The following is a 16,320-nucleotide window of genomic DNA, read 5'->3' on the forward strand; positions in this document are numbered from 1 at the left end:
TCCTATCGGGAAGGGGAGAAACGGGCCGGCGACAGGCGCGCGGGGTCGACGCCCTGCGCGGTCAGGCTGGCGCTCAACGGCAGGTCGAGCAACAGGTCGGCCGCCAGCTGCGAAACGCCGGCGGCGGACTGGATGCCGTAGCCGCCCTGCGCCGCCAGCCAGAAGAAGGCGGGGGTGGCGCTGTCCCAGCCGATCACGAAATCGCCATCGGCCACGAACGAGCGCAATCCGGCCCAGGTGTGGCGCGGACGGCGGATGGTCAGCGAGGTGGCCGCTTCGATGCGGTAGATGCCGGTGGCCACGTCCAGTTCCTCGGGCACCACGTCATGCGCCGGGACCGGGTCGGCATTGGCGGGCGAGCCGAGCAGTTGGCCTGCGTCGGGTTTGAAATAGAAGCTCTCGTCCACGCCCACCACGGCGGGCCAGTGCGCGAAATCGACGTCGTCCGGCCCGGTGAAGGTGAAGGCGGTGCGGCGGCACGGTTGCAGGCCCACGGGCCGCACGCCGCACAGTTCGGCGGTGTGGTCGGCCCAGGCGCCGGCGGCGTTCACCAGCACGCGCGCCCGCAGCGACTCGCCGCCGGCCAGCGTCAGGGTCCAGGCGCCGTCCTCGAACGTGGCGGTAACGAGTTCGGCGTTGTTGCGCAGCACCGCGCCCTGGCGCGTCATGCCGCGCAGGAAGCCCTGGTGCAGCGCATGCACGTCGATGTCGCGCGCATCCGGTTCCTCTATCGCGCCGCAAAGCTGGTCGGGCCGCAGGCAGGGCACCCGCGCCAGCGCCTGTTCGGCGTCGATCAGCGTGACGTTGGGCGACTGGCTGCGGAAATCGTCATAGACCTCGCGCAGCAGGTCCTGCTGGCCCGGCGCGGCGATGTACAGCACGCCGCGCGGGCTCAGCAGGGGATGCTCGCAGAAGCCTTGCGGCGGATGTTCGTAGAAATCGCGGCTGGCGCGGGTCAGCGCCTTGATCTGGGTGGTGCCGTAGGTCTCCATGAACATGGCGGCCGAGCGGCCGGTGGAGTGGTAGCCGGGCTGGGCTTCGCGCTCCAGCACCACGACGGAGGCGGACGCGCTCAGGCGGTAGGCCACGGATGCGCCGGCGATGCCGGCGCCGATGACGGCGTAATCGTATTGGGGGTCTGCGGCCATTTTGTCGGAAGCGAGAATTCTCTTATTTGATAATTCTCGAATACGATAGTTGTTTGGCTTGGGGCGGGTAATAGGGGTTGTCCCGAGGGCCGGTCCCCGGGCCGCGTAAAATCGCGGCCATGCTTCCCACTCAAGTCATCGTTGCGCTGCTCGTGCTGCAGCTTGCCCTGGTCGTTCCGCTGGTCGCCGTCGTGATCCAGCTGCTGCGCCTGTTCCACTGGCGTTTCCGGGCCGATCCGCAGACCCGCGGCGAACGCCCGCATTTCACCGGTCCGGTGCTGGCGCTGCTGTTCAGCGCGCTGGCCGCCAGCGACTTCATCGGCTACGAGCCGTTTCCCACGCTGTCGCGCCTGAATCCGGTGCCGCTCGGGGCGCGCGCCTACTTCACGGTGGCGATGCTGGCGCTGGCGGTATGGTGCTGGGCCTACGCCGGCGCCATCCGCGAGCGCGTGCGCCGACTGTTCTGAACGCAGTCTTGCCTGTGGCGGCCGCATCGGGCCGCCGTTTGGATGCGTCGCCCCGGCCCGCATCAGGCCGGCGGGCAGCCCCCAGGCCTCGCGCTTTCAAACCGGCGGCGCGGCTCTAGGCCGCCGCGCTGTCGGCCGGCAGCGCCGGCCCCGACACGCCACCGCGCAGCGATTCCAGCAGCACGCGCTTGTTCTCGCGGCTGCGGTAGGCGTGTTCGCGCATCAGGTTCTCGGCGCGCGCGGCTTCGCGCCGCGTAATCGCCCGCAGCAGGTCCTCGTGGTCCGATTGCGCCCGCAGCACGAAGGGCGTCTCCAGCAGGGAAGGGGTGGACGGCAGCGTCAGCGCGGCGGGGCCGGCCAGCGGCGTCTTGTTGTTGTGTTCCAGCGCCGACAGCAGGGCGCGGTTGCCGGCCGCTTCGCACAGGATCTCGTGGAAGCGGCGGTTGATCTGGCCCCAGGCGCGCGCATCCACCGTGGCCTTGGGGTCGCGCCGCGCCGGCGCCAGCAGGGCGCGGCCTTCCTCCACCGCCTGCGACAACTGTTCCAGCACCTCGGCGCTGGCGCCGCGCTCGGCCAGCAGCCGCGCCGCCATGCCTTCCAGCACCCCACGCACTTCGACCGCGTCGCCGATCTCGTCGACGGTGAAGGCCCGCACGCGAAAGCCGCGCGAAGGCAGGCGTTCCAGCAGGCCTTCCTTTTCCAGCTCGGTCAGGGCGATGCGCAGCGGCGTGCGTGACACGCCCAGGCGCGCCGAGAACTGCAGTTCCACCACGCGTTCGCCGGGTTGCAGGGCGCCGGAAAGCACCATGTCCCGGAGTTCGGAAATCACTTTGTCGATCTGAGCGGCCATAGCGGATCGTCGGCTGAAACGTATCTGAAGGGGCCTCCAGTGTACCTACAAAATTGCATGCAATTGCGCATCAAAAAAACAATACGACCTTGCGATTTATCAAAATTGCATGCAATAATTCGGAAAAACAGCGGTCACGGCACTTAAAAGCCACTGAATGCATGCAATGCGTCACTCAATTGCATGCCAGGAGCACCGCCCACAGGACAGGAGACAAGATGAAGCTGATCAGCTTCGAGCACGCGGGCCGGCCGGCCTGGGGCATGCTGCGCGACGCCGAGGTCGTGCCGTTGACGCGGTACTGGCCCGACCTGGCCACGGCCCTGGCGGCGGGGGTGGCGCAGATCGCGCAAGCGGCCGCGCGGCACGAAGGCCCCGGCATCGCGCTGGCGGACCTGCAATGGCTGCCGCCGGTGCCGGCGCCGCGCAAGGTCCTCTGCGTCGGCCTGAACTACGGCCGCCACGTGGCCGAGGCCGGGCGCGAGCTGCCGCGCCATCCCTCGCTGTTCGCCCGCTATCCCGACAGCTTCGTTGGCCACGGCGCGCCGGTCTGGAAGCCGCGCGCCTCCGAGCGCTTCGACTACGAGGGCGAACTGGCCGTGGTGATCGGCCGGGCAGGGCGCCACATCGCGGCGCGCGACGCCCTGGCCCACGTGGCCGGCTACACCTGCATGGCCGAAAACTCGGTGCGCGACTTCCAGAAGCACAACGCCCAGGTCACGCCCGGCAAGAACTTCGAGCGCAGCGGCGCGATCGGCCCGTGGCTGGTCACCGCCGACGAGATCGGCGACCCGGCGGGCCTGCGCATCCAGACGCGCCTGAACGGCGAGACCGTGCAGCAGGGCGAACTGGCCGACCTGATCTTCCCGATTCCAGAACTGATCGCCTACATCAGCGCCTTCACGCCGCTGGCGCCCGGCGACGTGATCGCCACCGGCACGCCGGAAGGCGTCGGTTCCAGCCGCCAGCCGCCGCGCTTCCTGGCGGCCGGCGACACGCTGGAGATCGAGGTGCCGGGCGTCGGCACGCTGCGCAACACGGTGGCGGACGAACCCGCCCACCCCCACTGACACGAAGGACACAGGCATGACCGAGGCATTGCGGTATCTCACCGAAAAAGACGTGGTGGCGGCGCTGACCATCCCGCGCGCCATCGAGGCGCTGCAGCGCATGCTGGTGGCCCAGGCGCGCGACGGGGCGCGTAACGTGCCCAAGGCGCTGGCCACCTGGGGCGACGGCAGCTCGATGCATGCATTGGGCTCGGTGCAGCCCGGCCCCGGCGGTTATGCCGGCTTCAAGACCTGGGTCCACACCAAGGCGGGCGGCGGGTCGCTGTTCAGCCTGTTCGATGCCGACACCGGCCTGTTGCGGGCGGTGATCGAAGCGCGCGCGTTGGGCATGTTGCGCACCGCCGCCATCAGCGGCGTGGCCACCCGCGCCCTGGCGCCCGAGGGCGCTACGCAGGCCGCCCTGATCGGCACCGGCCCGCAGGCAGTGACGCAACTGGCCGCATTGGCCGCGGTGCGCAAGCTGCGGCGCGTGCGGGTCTACAGCCCGACGCCGGCAAAGCGCCGCGCCTTCGTCGATGCCGTGTCCGGCAAGTACGCCTTCACGATCGAGGAATCGCCCACGCTGGAACACGCGCTGGCCGGCGCCGAGATCGTCACGCTGATCACGCGTGCCGTCGAACCGTTCGTCGACGCGGCCCAACTGGCCGACTGCCGCCACCTGAACGCGGTGGGCGCGATCCTGCCGGCCAAGGCCGAGTTCGCCCAGGACGTGTTCGAGCGCGCCGACCGCGTGGTGGTGGACGACCTGGAAAACGCCCGGCGCGGTTCACGCGAGTTGCGCGAACGCTATGGCGCGGACGGCGCGCCCTGGGACGGCGTGGCGGTGTTGGGCGAGCTGCTGGCAAGCGGCGAAACGCGCGCGCCGGATGCGCGGCTGACGCTGTTCAAGGGCATGGGCATGGGCCTGTCGGACCTGGCGATGGCGCAGGTGGCGTACGAACACGCCCGCGACCATGGCCTGGGCGTTGCCTTGCCGCCGCAGACCCGCGACAACCTGCTGCTGGCGCAGCCCTGATTTCGATTACCCCCTTCAAAGCATCATGACGCCGGCGCGCACCGCCCGCCGGCCACAGGAGACAGACATGTTCGTCGACATCAGCGGGGCCGCGCCCCGCGAACAGAACAAATGGCCATCGATCGTGATCCCCAAGGAAGCGATCGACCTGGAGATCGCCCGCCTGATCGACGCGCCGCGCCCCGACAACGGCCGCCGTGCGTCCCTCATCGTGCATCCGCAGGCGACGGCGCCCGGCCTGGGCCTGGCTCCCGGCACGGATGTCACCATCAACGTCGTCAATCCCGGCGAACGCACCTTCAACTTGCGCAAGAACTCCAACATGCTGGAGATCTGTATCAGCGGCGCGGGCGTGGCCACGGTGGCCGGCCGCGACATCGCGGTGAGCCGCTGGGACGTGTGGAACACGCCTGCGATGCAGGTGCATTCGTACCGCAACGAAGGCAATACTCCCTGGGTGCGGCTGTCGTACTCGAACGCGCCGCTGCTGGAAAAGCTGGAGATCCACTACGTCGAGGAATTCGAGGGCGACGTGCCGCCGGCCGACGCCAACACCCGCCCGGCGCCCGCGCGCTCGCCCGAGTCGGTCCGCGCGCGTGACCTGGCGCTGCGCGAACAGATCACGCCGGAAGGCGCCTGGCTGATGGGCTACGAGTGGCTGATCGACATCGACGTGCTCGAATCGAAGGCGCTGCACTGGCCCTGGGCGGCGGTCTCGCGCCACCTGCCCAGCGTCGAGGACATGGCGCGCGGCTACAACGGCCGGCGCCTGTTCGTGCTGTACAACCCGGCCACCGAGCGCCGCATCGGCACCACCCACAGCTTCTTCGCCACCATCTCGTCGTCGCCGCCGGACAACCACCACGTGCCGCACCGCCACAGCTCGTCGGCCATCAACTACTACCTGCGCGGCAACGGCTACAGCAAGGTCAACGGCGTGCGGCTGGACTGGAAGGCCGGCGACCTGATCCTGTCGGCGCCCGGCTGGGCCATGCATTCGCATCACTCGGGCACCGAGACCACCTCGGCCTTGACGGTGCAGGACCATCCCTTGCAGATCGCCATGGAATCGCTGATCTGGCAGGAGCGCATGCAGGAACCGATCCTGGCGCTCGGCAGCCAGGGCGGCTTCGAAAGCAACCTGGCGCAACTGGCCGCCGCGTCCTGAACGCGCCCGCCGCATCCCGGAAATTCCCATGACCCAGATCCAACTGCCCGACGACACCTCGCTGCGCGCCCGCCTGCGCGACTTCTACGACGACTACGCCTACTGCCTGGACGAAGACCGGCTGGAGGAGTGGCCGGACTTCTTCACCGAGGACTGCCATTACCGCGTGCTGTCGCGCGAGAACCATGACGCCGGCCTGCCGCTCGGCCTGATCTATTGCATGAACAAGAACATGCTGCGCGACCGCGTCACCGCGCTGCGCGAGACCACCATGTTCGAGCCGCGCTCGCTGCGCCACTTCATCAGCGGCGTGCGCGTCATCCAGGCGCAGGGCGAGCGCATCGTGGCCCAGGCCAACTTCGCCGTGATGGAGTCGCTGTCCGACCGCGAACCCACGCTGAACATGGTGGGCCGCTACCTGGACGAGCTGCGCCTGACGCCGCAGGGCCCATTGCTGACCCGCCGCGACTGCGTCTACGACAACTACCGCGTGCGCACCTCGCTCATCGTTCCCCTCTGATCCCGCTGCCAGGAAACCCGCCATGACCTGTTCCGATTCCGCCGTGCTGGAAACTCCCGCCGCGGCCCCCATCCATATCGAGCGCCGCTGGCCCAAGGAGGGCTACACGCGCATCCCCAACTGGGTCTATACCGACCCGGCCATTTTCCAAAAGGAGATGGACGTCTTCTTCGGTGGCCGCACCTGGAACTACGTCGGCCTGGAGTGCGAAGTGCCCGAGACCGGCTGCTACAAGCGCAACTGGATCGGCAACCGCCCGGTCATCATGGTGCGCACCGAGAGCGGCGAGATCAACGTGCTTGAGAACCGCTGCGCCCACCGCGGCGCGCAGATCTGCTGGAAGAACACCGGCCAGGTGAGCGACTTCACCTGCCCGTATCACCAGTGGAACTACGACCTGGATGGCAACCTGCAGGGCGTGCCGTTCCGCCGCGGCGCCATGGGCAAGGGCGGCATGCCGCGCGATTTCGATCCCAGGCAGAACGGCATCCGCAAGCTGCGCAGCGTCAACCGCGGCGGCTCGATCTGGGCGACGTTCGCCGACGATGCGCCCAGTTTCGAGGACTACTGCGGCCCCGAGGTGCTGGCCGAGATCGACCACATGCTGCCGGGCAAGAAGCTCAAGCTGCTGGGCTACAGTCGCCAGCTCATTCCCAGCAACTGGAAGATGTACCTGGAGAACCTGAAAGACCCGTACCACGCCACCTTGCTGCACACCTTCTACATCACCTTCGGCCTGTGGCGCGCGGACTCCAAGTCCGAATGCATTCCCACCGGCGGCGGCGCGCACAGCGTGATGGTGTCGCACAACGAGGGCAAGAAGAAGACCGAGGCCACCAGCGAAATGAGCCGCTTTCGCGACGACCTGGAGCTGCTCGACCTGGAAACCGTGACCCCGCGCGCCGAATTCAACCGCGGCCGGGTCGGCGGCGCCTGGGTCTTTCCCGCCGCGCAGTTCGGCATCCAGGCCAATTCGCTCAAGACCCGCCACGTGATTCCGCGCAGCCCGACCGAGCACGAACTCGTCTTCACCTACTACGGCTACGAGGACGATGACGAGGAAATGACCCGCCTGCGCCTGAAGCACGCCAATCTGCTGGGCCCGGCCGGCTTCGTCTCGATGGACGACAGCGAGATGCTGAACCAGGTGCAGATCGGTGTCACCGGCTACCCCGAGGCGCGCGGCATCGTCGAGATGGGCGGGCGCGACACCGAGCCGGCCGACTACATGGTGACCGAAGTGCTGATCCGCTCGTTCTACGACTACTACCGCAACGCGATGGGGCTGTGACCATGACGACCTGGACTCCGGTCGCCCAGGTGGGCGATATTTCCCCCGACACCGGCACGCTGCGCGTCGCGCTGGAGGGCGAGGCCGTGTGCCTGTACGACCTGCAGGGCGAGATCTGCGCCACCCAGGACCGCTGCCCGCACGGCAATGCCAGCCTGGCCGACGGCTACCTGGAGAACGGCACCATCGAATGCCCCTTGCACCAGGGCGTGTTCGACGTCCGCAGCGGCAAACCGCAATGTCCGCCCGTCACCACCGACCTGCGGCGCTACGCGGTGCGGGTCGAGGCCGGCACCATCTACCTGAGCCCGGAGGCCGCGTGAGCGCCGGCGCCATCGTCATCGTCGGCGCGGGGCAGGCCGGCGGCTGGGCCGCGGCGACGCTGCGCGGCCGTGGCTACCGCGGCCGCATCGTGCTGCTGGGCGATGAGCCGCACCCGCCGTACGAGCGGCCGCCCCTGAGCAAGGCGGTGCTGGGCGGCCAGGCCGCGCCCGAGAGCACCGAGCTGTTTTCCCAAGAACGCCTGGCGGAACTGGATATCACGTTCCGGCCCGGCGTCGCGGCGACGCGGCTGTGGCCCGAGCGCCATCAGGTCGAGACGTCCGACGGCGCCATGCTCAGCTACGACAAGCTGATCCTGTGCACCGGCGGCCGTCCCATCGTGCCGGCCTTGCCCGGCGCCGACGGCCCCGCCGTCCATGTGCTGCGCACCCGCGACGATGCCTTGCGCCTGCGGGCCCGCCTGGGCCCCGGCCGCCGCATCGTCATCGCCGGCGGCGGCTGGATCGGCCTGGAAGTGGCCGCCACCGCGCGCCTGGCGGGCTGCGCCACCACGGTGCTGGAACAGGCGCCGCGCCTGTGCGCCCGCAGCGTGCCGCCCGGCGTCTCGGCCCACCTGGCGGCGTTGCACGCCGCGCAGGGCGTTTCGTTGCGCTTGAATGCCAGCCTGCGCGCGGTGCATGCGCGGCCCGAGGGCGGCTGCGTGGCCGAACTGGCGGACGGCAGCCGCCTGGAGGCGGACGCCGTGGTGCTGGGCGTCGGCATGCAGGCCAACGACGCCCTGGCGCGCGAGGCCGGCATCGCCTGCGAACGCGGCGTGCTGGTCGACGAATACTGCCGCACGTCGGCGCCCGATGTGCTGGCCGCGGGCGACGTGGCGGTAGCCACGCCCGCCGGCGGCGGACCCATCCGTCTCGAATCCTGGCAGAACGCGCAGGACCAGGGCGCGGCGGCGGCCTTGTCGGCGCTGGATGCGGGCCAGCCCTACCTGCCCAGCGGCGCGGTCTGGTCGGAACAGTACGACGCCATGGTGCAGATCGCCGGCTTTCCGGCGCGGGGCGGGCGCGAAGTCCTGCGGCCCCTGGCGGACGCGCGGGCGCTGCTGTCGGTGGCGCTGGACGAGGGCGGACGCGTGGTTGGCGCCGTGGCGGTGAACGCGGCGCGCGAACTGCGCCAGCTGCGCCAGTGGATCGCCCAGGGCACCCAGGTGGATCCCGCGCAACTGGCGCGCGCCGACGCGCCGCTGTCCAGCGCCCGGATCGGCTGACCCACGATGGAGAACCGAATGCAGACCGAACACGCCAAGGCCGCCTGCGAGGCGGTCGTCCTGGCCTTTTTCCACGCGCTGGATACCCGGCGCCACGAGGCCGCCGCCGCGCTGATGGCGCTGGATGGCACCTGGCTGCGCCAGGGCCAGCTATTGACGGGACCGCGCGAAGTGCTGGCGGCCCTGGAGGCACGGCCGCCGCAGCGCACCACCTGCCATGTCATCACCAACCTGCGCCTGCTCGAATACGACGGGTCGCGGGCGATGGTCGGCTATTTCCTCACCGCCTACGACAGCGATCCGCAAGTGCAGGGCGGGGCGCCGCGGCTGGTCGCCATCCGCGACTGCCAGGACCGCCTGGCCGTCCATGGCCAGGACTGGCTGCTGGCGGAAAAACGCAGCCGGCGCCATCTGCCGCCCGAATGACATCCCCCAAACCGTGCCCGAAAATCCCATGACACCCCAAGGAACCTCCATGGACGCCGCGACCATCAAGGCGCTGGCCCAGCGACTGGACCAGGCCGAACGCAGCCGTACCCAGGTGCGCCAGCTGTCGCTGGAACATCCCGACATCACCATCGCCGACGCCTACGCCATCCAGCGCGAATGGGTGGCGGCCAAGATCGCCGGCGGCCGCCGGCTGGTCGGCCACAAGATCGGCCTGACCTCGCGCGCCATGCAGCTGTCCTCGCAGATCGACGAGCCCGACTACGGCGCCTTGCTGGATGACATGCTGTTCGAGGACGGCGCCGAGATCCCGCACGACCGTTTCATCGTGCCGCGGGTCGAGGTCGAGCTGGCCTTCATCCTGGAGCGCCGCCTGCAAGGCCCGGGCGTGACGCTGTTCGACGTGCTGGACGCGGTGCGCTACGTGATCCCGGCGCTGGAAATCATCGACGCGCGTTCGCACCAGATCGACCCCGACAGCAAGCGGCCGCGCAAGGTCTTCGACACCATCGCCGACAACGCCGCCAACGCCGGCGTGGTGATGGGCGGCCGGCCGGTGCGGGTCGGCGACGTGGACCTGCGCTGGGTCGGCGCCATGATGTCGCGCAATGCCGTGATCGAGGAAACCGGCCTGGCGGCGGGCGTGCTGAACCATCCCGCCAACGGCGTGGTGTGGCTGGCCAACAAGCTGGCCGGCTACGACGTCGCGCTGGAACCCGGCCAGATCATCCTGAGCGGCTCGTTCACGCGGCCGGTGTTCGCCCAGCGCGGCGACACCTTCCACGTGGACTACGGCGTGCTCGGCGCGGTCAGCTGCCGCTTCGTGTGACGCCGCCGGGAGCCCGTCGCGCCATTCCTTTTTTCGTTCCACGCGCGTCCGATACATCAAAACCAGCGGCCGCGCGCCCCGCACCCCCAAGGAGACAAACCATGATCCCCCTCAAGACCTCGATCGGCATCGCCGCCGCCTGCATGGCGCTGGCGGCCGGCCCCGCGCCGGCGCAGGCCGCCGACTGGCCCACCCATGCCATCACCCTGGTGGTGCCGTTCGCCGCCGGCGGTGGCGGCGATACCCTGGCTCGGCTGGTGGCCGAGCCGCTGTCGCGCGAACTCGGACAGTCCATCATCGTCGAGAACCGCCCGGGCGCCGGCGGCAACATCGGCACCGCCATCGCGGCGCGCGCCAACCCGGACGGCTATACGCTGTCCTACGGCACCAACGGCACCCAGGCCACCAACCACTGGCTCTACAAGTCGCCGGGATACGCGCCGGGCGACTTCGAGCCGGTCTCGCGCTTCACCGTCATCGCGGCCGCGCTGGTGGTCAACGCCACCGACGAGCGCTTCAAGTCGCTGGCGCAGCTGCTGGCCTACGCCAAGTCGCACCCGGGCGAACTGACCTGTGGCTCGGCCGGCAACGGCACCTCGTCGCACCTGGCCTGTGAACTGCTGAACCAGATGGCCGGGGTCAAGATCATGCACATCCCGTACAAGGGCGGCAGCGCCGCCATGACCGACCTGCTGGGCGGGCGCATTTCGCTGCTGATCGACGTCATGCCGAACGTGTCGGGGCAGATCGCCGCGGGCAAGCTGCGCGCGCTGGGCGTGACCACGCCGCAGCGCGTTGCGTCGAATCCCGACATCCCGACCTTGAGCGAGGCCGGCGTCAAGGGCTACGAGTTCTTCGCCTGGGACGGGCTGTATGCGCCCAAGGGCACGCCCGCCGCCATTCTCGACAAGCTGAACGCCGCCGTGAACCGCGCGCTGCAACGCCCCGAGGTGAAGCAGGCGCTGGAATCGCGCGGCGCGATTCCGTCGCCGACCTCGCGCCAGTCGCTGGCCGAGTTCAGCGCCGAGGAGTACACGCGGCTCGGCAAGGTCGTGAAAACGGCCGGCGCCGCCATCGACTGACGCGCCGCCGGGAATCCGCGCCGGCAGGGCGCGGATTCCCATGCCGAAAAGGGGGCAGGGCGGCCCCGTCCTCACAACGCCGGCTTGACCACCATCAGGAAATACACCGCCACCATCGCCAGGAACGCCGGGTAGCCCAGCCATTCCCAACAGCGCGCAAAGCGCCAGTAGCGCGCCGGCAGCGCCGTGGCGCCGGCCGTGTGGGCGCGGGCGGCCATCTTCGCCATTTCGTACTGCAACCACACCACCGGCAGCCAGCAGGCGCCGGCCAGCAGGTACAGTCCGATCGACACGGCGATCCACGGCGTGGTCCAGCTCCAGCCCGCCGCGTGCGCCAGCCACAGGCCGGTCAGCGGCTGCGCCACCACGGCGGGCGTGGTGAACCACAGGTCGGCCCGCACCACCAGGCGCGAGACCGCCGCGATCGCCGGCACCGAGCCGCTGCGGTTGGCGAAGAACAGGTAGAACGCGGTGCCAAAACCGGTGCCGACCAGCAGGACTGACGACAGGATGTGCAGGGTCTTGATCGTGAGATAGGCGTTCATGATTGGGTTTCCTCGCTGAACAGGATGAATAGGAGCGCGACGACGGCGACGTTCTTCAGGAGCGGGCCGAACGGATGCCACAGGAATTCCGGCAAAGCCACCGCGATCACCGCGGAATAGCCCAGCACCAGGGCAAGCTGAGCGGCCCACAGCCGCCGGCCGGGTCGCCAGAGCGTGGCGACGCCGAACACGGCGTCCAGCGCGGCGGCCAGGTACAGCGCCGCCACGGCCCCCGGGCCGTGCAGGCCGACCCGCGCCAGCAGCGCCAGGCTGTCGCCGGTCGGGTAGATAAAAGCGCTGCACAGCGCGGTCCACAGCCAGATCAGCGCCAGCGCGCCGCGCAGCAGGGCGGGGCGCCAGGCCGCCAGGGCCTGCTGGCGCAGGGCGGACGCTTCATCCGGGCCGATGAAGGCGTCGATGCCGGCGGGCGGGCGTCCCAGCGCCCGCGCCGTGGCCGCCGGATCGCCGCTGTTGCCGGCGCGCAGCATGCGCCAGGTATCGCGCGTCAGGATCGAGCCGGGCAGACGGTCGCACAGCGCCGCGGTCCCGGCCACCAGCGCACCCGGCACGGTCAGCGTCCACGCTGGCGCAAAGCCCATTGATGTGCGATAGACCGCCAGCATGCGCTTGAAGGTGACCTCGGTGTCGCCCACCAGATCGAGCACCGCAGGCGCGTCGACCGCGCCGTTGACCAGGCGGACCACGATCTCGGCCAGGTCGTCGATGTGGATCGGACGCAGCGGCTGGCAGCCGCCGGCGGGCAGGGCATGCAGCGGCAGCGACGCCAATGCGCGAAAAAAGCGCGCCGACTCGCCTTGGGCGCCGTACACCAGCGCCGGCCTCAGGATGTGGTGGGCAATGGGCAGCGTGCGCAGATGGTCGTCGGCGGCGCGCTTGCTGCGGAAGTAAGCGGTGTCGCCGCCCTCGGCGCCCAGCGCCGACACTTGCAGCACCTGCCTGACGCCGGCCTGCGCGGCCGCCTCGAACAGCGCCACCGGGGCAAGGTGATGAAGCCGGTCGAAATCGCCGCGGTCGCCTTCGCGCAGGATGCCGACCGCGTTGATGACAACGTGGATGCCGCGCAGGCGGTCGACCCAGGCGGCCGGCGTCGTATCGACGCGATAGTCCACTGCGAGCTCGTCGGCATGCCGCGCCCGCCGCACGCCCTTGAGGACCCGATGCCCGTCGCGCGCCAGCGCCTGGCACAACGCGTGGCCAATAAAGCCATTGGCACCGCATACCAGAATGTTCATGTGACCCGCCTCCGGCCGTATCGACCGCTTGGTTCTTTTATTTCTGTTATTTCTGTATAAACAGAAATAACAGGCCAAAAAAATGGCGGGACACGCGCTCCCGCCACGCCCTCACGCCTTGGTGCGACGCATGGTCTTGCTGATCTTGGCCCCCATGCCCAGCGTCTTCATCAGCGTCTCGGGTTTCATGCGCAGCATTTCATCGGACCAGGTGGTGAGGATTTCCAGGAACGCCAGCGTCTCGCGCACGCGCTGCGCGGTCAGCGGGGTTTCGTCGGCCATCTCGGGGCTGGCGAGGGTGTCGCGCAGCATCGACAGGGTGGGGTCGATCTCGCGCTGGCGCCGGCCTTCGACGATCAGCTTGAACAATTCCCAGATGTCGGTGGAGGTCTCGAAATGGTCGCGGCGGTCGTCCATGACATGCACCACCTTGGCCAGCCGCCACGCCTGCAGTTCCTTGAGGCTGTTGCTGACGTTCGAGCGCGCCACGCCCAGCGTTTCGGCGATTTCCTCGGCGGGCGCGGGCCGGCCCAGCAGGTAGAGCAGGGCGTGGATCTGCGCCACGGTGCGGTTCACGCCCCAGCGCGAGCCCATTTCGCCCCAATGGAGGATGAAGCGTTCGGCGATCGGAGTCAGTTTCATGCGGCCACTGTAGGTATTTCTGTTATTTCTGTCAAGACAGAAATAACAGAAATGGGCGCGATCCGCTAAGCTCGCGGCATGAACCAACGCGACTATCAATCCGCCTTGCGGCGTGAACTCGATGCCCACACCGACGCCGCGCTGCGCGTGCTGGCCGGCCTGTTCCCGCGCCTGCCCGAAAAAGCGCGCGAGATCCAGTTCGGCATCTTCCCCGACCAGGACGGCGAGGGCACGTTTTCCGTCGTCATCGGCCTGGACGGGCCCGACCTGTACGTGCTGAACAAGGCCATCGAAGGCCATCGGCACCTGTTCGACGTGGTGCACGGCGAAACCGGCCTGACGCCGCCGGTGCCGATGTTCGCGCGCGACCCCGGCTTCTGCGTGCAGGACGCCATCGCCGACACCGCGGCCGACTGGATCGAGGCCTTGTGGGAGCGGGGCGGCCGCGCGGTGTCGCCGCTGCCGGCCTGCATCTATGCGGACGAGGACTACGGCACGACCACGCCGCGCAGCCTGTCGGCGGACGCGGCGCCGGCCTTGCGCTGAGCCGACCGGCGCGCCGCGCGCCTTGTTGGGACACGCCTTGTTGGGACGCGACCCGTTCGGACCCGCCTTGTGCGGACCTGCCTTATTCGGCCTTGGCTTGCGCCAGCGCGCGCTGCACCGCCGGGCGCGCCGCGACCCGCGCCAGGTAGGCGGTCAGCGCCGGGAAGCGCGCCAGATCCACGCCGTCGCCCTCCAGCCAGCTGCCGATGGTGTAGAGATAGGCGTCGGCCACGCTGAAGCGTTCGCCCAGCGCCCACGGCCCGGCGATCTGCGATTCCAGGTAGGCGGCCACGGCCGTCATGGTTTCCGGCACTTTGGCGCGCATCGCCTCGTGCGCCGCCGGGTCGTCGGCCCAGCGCGCGCCGCGCCGCTTGTGCGCATGCGCCACGTGGGCGGTGGACGCCAGGTAGCTGTTCAGTTCCTGCAGGCGCGCGAACGCGAACGGATCGTCCAGCGGCGCCAGCCCGGCCGCCGGGAAGCGCTGCGCGACGAACGCCAGCAGCGCCGGGGTCTCGGTCAGCACGCCATGCTCGGTGGCCAGCGCCGGCACCCGCCCCTTGGGATTGACGCGCAGGAATTCCGGGCTCTGCTGCTGGCCCGCGCCGAAATCCAGCTTGACGACGTCGAATTCGGCGCCGGCTTCCTGCAAGGCGATGTGGGTGGCCAGGGCGCAGGTGCCCGGCGCGGTATAGAAGGTCCAACGAGACATGGCGTCCTCTTGGTGAAGGGAGGTGAAGGAAGGGTGATGCGCACAGCCAGGCGGCCATTATCGCCAGAACCCCCGCCGCCGCCTACGGTTCGTGCCGTGCGCGGGCGGCAAGGTCGGACGGATTGCCCGATCCCGGGTCAAATGCGGCCGCCGATTCAGGGCGCGGTCAGCGCCGTCAGCGCGCCCGCGCCGCCAGCGGCGTGCGCGCCAGGAAGCGCTCGAACGCCTCCAGGTAGGCGGTCTCGGCCGCGCTCAGCTTGCGCTGCCGGTGCCAGGCCAGGTACACGTCGATCTCGGCCACGCTCTCGTTGGGCGGCAGGCGGCGCAATTCGCCGTTGACCACGTCGGGCACGATCAGGTGTTCCGGCAGGAAGCTCAGGCCGATGCCCGCCACCACCATGCGCCGCACTTCCTCGATGTGCGGCGAGGTGCCGACGATGCGGCCGGTGAAGCCCTGCTGGTCGCGGAAGATGGTCAGCGGCGACAGCGTGTCGCCGATCTGGTCGCTGGCGAAACAGACGAAGTTCTGGTCCATCAGGTCTTCGATGCCCACCCGCGGCCGCGAGAACAGCGGATGGCGCCGGCCACAGACCACCGCGTAATGGTGGCGCAGGAACAGCCGGCGCTCCAGCGCCTCGACCGGCTTGCGGCACAGGCACAGGCCCAGCGCGGGCACCCGCTTGGAAAGGGCGTCGAGGATGTCGGCGCTGGGCAGCACCTCGATGTGGAATTCGATGCGGGGATGGCGCTGGTGGAAGTCGGCCAGGAAGTCGTCGTAGGCCGCGCTCTGGATGCGGCTCATGACCAGCAGCCGCAGCGTGCCGGCGACCTCGTGCCGGTCCTGCAGCGCGGCGGTCTCGATGCGCGCCATGGCGCCGTACATGTCGCGGGCGATGGCGTAGATTTCTTCGCCCAGCCCGGTCAGGCGGAATTCGCCATTGCGCCGGTGCAGCAGCATGCCGCCGACCGCATCCTCCAGCCGTTTCAAGGCCTGGCTGACCGCTGGCTGGCTCAGATGCAGCGCCTGCGCCGCCCGGCCTACGCCGCGCGCCTGCACCACGAACATGAAGGTGCGCAGCAGGTTCCAGTCCATGCGCTCGGGCGCGAGCGACAGGGCGTGGGCGGGGCGGACGGGGGCAGGGCACATGGCGGCGTGGCGGATTCCGGCGAAAGGACAGGGCCGGTTTCCGTC

19 protein-coding genes are annotated in these 16,320 nt (G+C 69.5%); 12 read left to right on the plus strand and 7 right to left on the minus strand.

The window, feature by feature from the left end; all coding sequences use genetic code 11:
* Positions 1–2: 2 nt before the first annotated feature.
* Complete coding sequence (locus ACVN9Z_RS21330) at positions 3–1,148, minus strand: NAD(P)/FAD-dependent oxidoreductase (RefSeq protein ID WP_173001313.1); 1,146 nt, start codon at positions 1,146–1,148, stop codon at positions 3–5.
* A gap of 119 nt (positions 1,149–1,267) precedes the next feature.
* Here ACVN9Z_RS21330 and ACVN9Z_RS21335 point away from each other — a divergent pair, with 119 nt between their 5' ends.
* Positions 1,268–1,615 carry a hypothetical protein gene (locus ACVN9Z_RS21335; RefSeq protein WP_047990775.1) on the plus strand — a complete coding sequence of 116 codons (348 nt, stop codon included), beginning with the start codon at positions 1,268–1,270 and terminating at the stop codon, positions 1,613–1,615.
* Positions 1,616–1,730: 115 nt separating this feature from the next.
* Here ACVN9Z_RS21335 and ACVN9Z_RS21340 read toward each other — a convergent pair whose 3' ends face one another.
* Complete coding sequence (locus ACVN9Z_RS21340) at positions 1,731–2,465, minus strand: GntR family transcriptional regulator (protein ID WP_006384220.1); 735 nt, start codon at positions 2,463–2,465, stop codon at positions 1,731–1,733.
* 218 nt (positions 2,466–2,683) lie between these two features.
* Here ACVN9Z_RS21340 and ACVN9Z_RS21345 point away from each other — a divergent pair, with 218 nt between their 5' ends.
* The 10 genes from ACVN9Z_RS21345 (at position 2,684) to ACVN9Z_RS21390 (ending at position 11,433) form a co-directional block, all read left to right on the plus strand.
* Positions 2,684–3,535, plus strand: coding sequence for a fumarylacetoacetate hydrolase family protein (locus tag ACVN9Z_RS21345; protein ID WP_458212586.1), 852 nt, complete (start codon positions 2,684–2,686; stop codon positions 3,533–3,535).
* 16 nt (positions 3,536–3,551) lie between these two features.
* A complete protein-coding gene (locus tag ACVN9Z_RS21350; protein WP_054472098.1) occupies positions 3,552–4,550 on the plus strand; it encodes an ornithine cyclodeaminase family protein in 999 nt (332 codons plus the stop codon).
* 67 nt (positions 4,551–4,617) lie between these two features.
* Positions 4,618–5,718, plus strand: a complete 1,101-nt coding sequence (locus ACVN9Z_RS21355) for a cupin domain-containing protein (RefSeq protein WP_458212587.1) — start codon at positions 4,618–4,620, stop codon at positions 5,716–5,718.
* Between the two features lie 28 nt (positions 5,719–5,746).
* Positions 5,747–6,238, plus strand: a complete 492-nt coding sequence (locus ACVN9Z_RS21360) for an aromatic-ring-hydroxylating dioxygenase subunit beta (protein ID WP_006384216.1) — start codon at positions 5,747–5,749, stop codon at positions 6,236–6,238.
* A gap of 22 nt (positions 6,239–6,260) precedes the next feature.
* On the plus strand, positions 6,261–7,529 hold the full coding sequence (locus ACVN9Z_RS21365; protein ID WP_458212588.1) for a Rieske 2Fe-2S domain-containing protein: 1,269 nt from the start codon (positions 6,261–6,263) through the stop codon (positions 7,527–7,529).
* 2 nt (positions 7,530–7,531) lie between these two features.
* Positions 7,532–7,852: a non-heme iron oxygenase ferredoxin subunit gene (locus ACVN9Z_RS21370; protein WP_047990780.1), complete on the plus strand. Its 321-nt coding sequence runs from the start codon at positions 7,532–7,534 to the stop codon at positions 7,850–7,852.
* Complete coding sequence (locus ACVN9Z_RS21375) at positions 7,849–9,075, plus strand: NAD(P)/FAD-dependent oxidoreductase (protein ID WP_038503541.1); 1,227 nt, start codon at positions 7,849–7,851, stop codon at positions 9,073–9,075. The genes ACVN9Z_RS21370 and ACVN9Z_RS21375 overlap by 4 nt, the downstream gene beginning before the upstream one ends.
* Positions 9,076–9,093: 18 nt before the next feature.
* Positions 9,094–9,501 (plus strand): nuclear transport factor 2 family protein, encoded by a 408-nt coding sequence (locus ACVN9Z_RS21380; protein WP_458212589.1) that lies wholly within the window; start codon positions 9,094–9,096, stop codon positions 9,499–9,501.
* Positions 9,502–9,550: 49 nt separating this feature from the next.
* Positions 9,551–10,351, plus strand: a complete 801-nt coding sequence (gene hpaH / locus ACVN9Z_RS21385) for a 2-oxo-hept-4-ene-1,7-dioate hydratase (RefSeq protein WP_054481340.1) — start codon at positions 9,551–9,553, stop codon at positions 10,349–10,351.
* 101 nt (positions 10,352–10,452) lie between these two features.
* Entirely contained in the window at positions 10,453–11,433 is a 981-nt protein-coding gene (locus ACVN9Z_RS21390) for a Bug family tripartite tricarboxylate transporter substrate binding protein (RefSeq protein ID WP_458212590.1), read from the plus strand.
* A gap of 71 nt (positions 11,434–11,504) precedes the next feature.
* On the opposite strand, the gene ACVN9Z_RS21395 is transcribed toward ACVN9Z_RS21390, so the two are convergent.
* From ACVN9Z_RS21395 to ACVN9Z_RS21405, 3 genes are all read right to left on the minus strand, one after another.
* Positions 11,505–11,978 carry a DUF2269 family protein gene (locus ACVN9Z_RS21395; protein WP_006384359.1) on the minus strand — a complete coding sequence of 158 codons (474 nt, stop codon included), beginning with the start codon at positions 11,976–11,978 and terminating at the stop codon, positions 11,505–11,507.
* Entirely contained in the window at positions 11,975–13,231 is a 1,257-nt protein-coding gene (locus tag ACVN9Z_RS21400; RefSeq protein ID WP_458212591.1) for an SDR family oxidoreductase, read from the minus strand. Before ACVN9Z_RS21400 ends, ACVN9Z_RS21395 begins: the two co-directional genes overlap by 4 nt.
* 111 nt (positions 13,232–13,342) lie before the next feature.
* Entirely contained in the window at positions 13,343–13,873 is a 531-nt protein-coding gene (locus ACVN9Z_RS21405; protein ID WP_006384361.1) for a GbsR/MarR family transcriptional regulator, read from the minus strand.
* A 78-nt stretch (positions 13,874–13,951) separates the two neighbouring features.
* Between ACVN9Z_RS21405 and ACVN9Z_RS21410 the strand changes: the two genes are divergently transcribed.
* The gene (locus ACVN9Z_RS21410; RefSeq protein ID WP_238879267.1) at positions 13,952–14,419 is read left to right on the plus strand and encodes a DUF6389 family protein; all 468 of its coding nucleotides are present in this window, start codon (positions 13,952–13,954) and stop codon (positions 14,417–14,419) included.
* An 82-nt stretch (positions 14,420–14,501) separates the two neighbouring features.
* Here the strand turns inward: ACVN9Z_RS21410 and ACVN9Z_RS21415 are convergent, their stop codons facing one another.
* The gene (locus ACVN9Z_RS21415; protein WP_006384363.1) at positions 14,502–15,128 is read right to left on the minus strand and encodes a glutathione S-transferase family protein; all 627 of its coding nucleotides are present in this window, start codon (positions 15,126–15,128) and stop codon (positions 14,502–14,504) included.
* Between the two features lie 175 nt (positions 15,129–15,303).
* Positions 15,304–16,275 (minus strand): LysR family transcriptional regulator, encoded by a 972-nt coding sequence (locus ACVN9Z_RS21420; RefSeq protein ID WP_006384364.1) that lies wholly within the window; start codon positions 16,273–16,275, stop codon positions 15,304–15,306.
* Positions 16,276–16,320 lie beyond the last annotated feature (45 nt).

The organism is Achromobacter sp. KK8 (genome assembly GCF_054188005.1).

What these genes read in the sequence shown, in the direction of transcription:
- ACVN9Z_RS21330 (WP_173001313.1), bottom strand. Translation starts at nt 1,148, where the DNA reads ATGGCCGCAGACCCCCAATACGATTACGCCGTCATCGGCGCCGGCATC.
- ACVN9Z_RS21335 (WP_047990775.1), top strand. Translation starts at nt 1,268, where the DNA reads ATGCTTCCCACTCAAGTCATCGTTGCGCTGCTCGTGCTGCAGCTTGCC.
- ACVN9Z_RS21340 (WP_006384220.1), bottom strand. Translation starts at nt 2,465, where the DNA reads ATGGCCGCTCAGATCGACAAAGTGATTTCCGAACTCCGGGACATGGTG.
- ACVN9Z_RS21345 (WP_458212586.1), top strand. Translation starts at nt 2,684, where the DNA reads ATGAAGCTGATCAGCTTCGAGCACGCGGGCCGGCCGGCCTGGGGCATG.
- ACVN9Z_RS21350 (WP_054472098.1), top strand. Translation starts at nt 3,552, where the DNA reads ATGACCGAGGCATTGCGGTATCTCACCGAAAAAGACGTGGTGGCGGCG.
- ACVN9Z_RS21355 (WP_458212587.1), top strand. Translation starts at nt 4,618, where the DNA reads ATGTTCGTCGACATCAGCGGGGCCGCGCCCCGCGAACAGAACAAATGG.
- ACVN9Z_RS21360 (WP_006384216.1), top strand. Translation starts at nt 5,747, where the DNA reads ATGACCCAGATCCAACTGCCCGACGACACCTCGCTGCGCGCCCGCCTG.
- ACVN9Z_RS21365 (WP_458212588.1), top strand. Translation starts at nt 6,261, where the DNA reads ATGACCTGTTCCGATTCCGCCGTGCTGGAAACTCCCGCCGCGGCCCCC.
- ACVN9Z_RS21370 (WP_047990780.1), top strand. Translation starts at nt 7,532, where the DNA reads ATGACGACCTGGACTCCGGTCGCCCAGGTGGGCGATATTTCCCCCGAC.
- ACVN9Z_RS21380 (WP_458212589.1), top strand. Translation starts at nt 9,094, where the DNA reads ATGCAGACCGAACACGCCAAGGCCGCCTGCGAGGCGGTCGTCCTGGCC.
- hpaH (WP_054481340.1), top strand. Translation starts at nt 9,551, where the DNA reads ATGGACGCCGCGACCATCAAGGCGCTGGCCCAGCGACTGGACCAGGCC.
- ACVN9Z_RS21390 (WP_458212590.1), top strand. Translation starts at nt 10,453, where the DNA reads ATGATCCCCCTCAAGACCTCGATCGGCATCGCCGCCGCCTGCATGGCG.
- ACVN9Z_RS21395 (WP_006384359.1), bottom strand. Translation starts at nt 11,978, where the DNA reads ATGAACGCCTATCTCACGATCAAGACCCTGCACATCCTGTCGTCAGTC.
- ACVN9Z_RS21400 (WP_458212591.1), bottom strand. Translation starts at nt 13,231, where the DNA reads ATGAACATTCTGGTATGCGGTGCCAATGGCTTTATTGGCCACGCGTTG.
- ACVN9Z_RS21405 (WP_006384361.1), bottom strand. Translation starts at nt 13,873, where the DNA reads ATGAAACTGACTCCGATCGCCGAACGCTTCATCCTCCATTGGGGCGAA.
- ACVN9Z_RS21410 (WP_238879267.1), top strand. Translation starts at nt 13,952, where the DNA reads ATGAACCAACGCGACTATCAATCCGCCTTGCGGCGTGAACTCGATGCC.
- ACVN9Z_RS21415 (WP_006384363.1), bottom strand. Translation starts at nt 15,128, where the DNA reads ATGTCTCGTTGGACCTTCTATACCGCGCCGGGCACCTGCGCCCTGGCC.
- ACVN9Z_RS21420 (WP_006384364.1), bottom strand. Translation starts at nt 16,275, where the DNA reads ATGTGCCCTGCCCCCGTCCGCCCCGCCCACGCCCTGTCGCTCGCGCCC.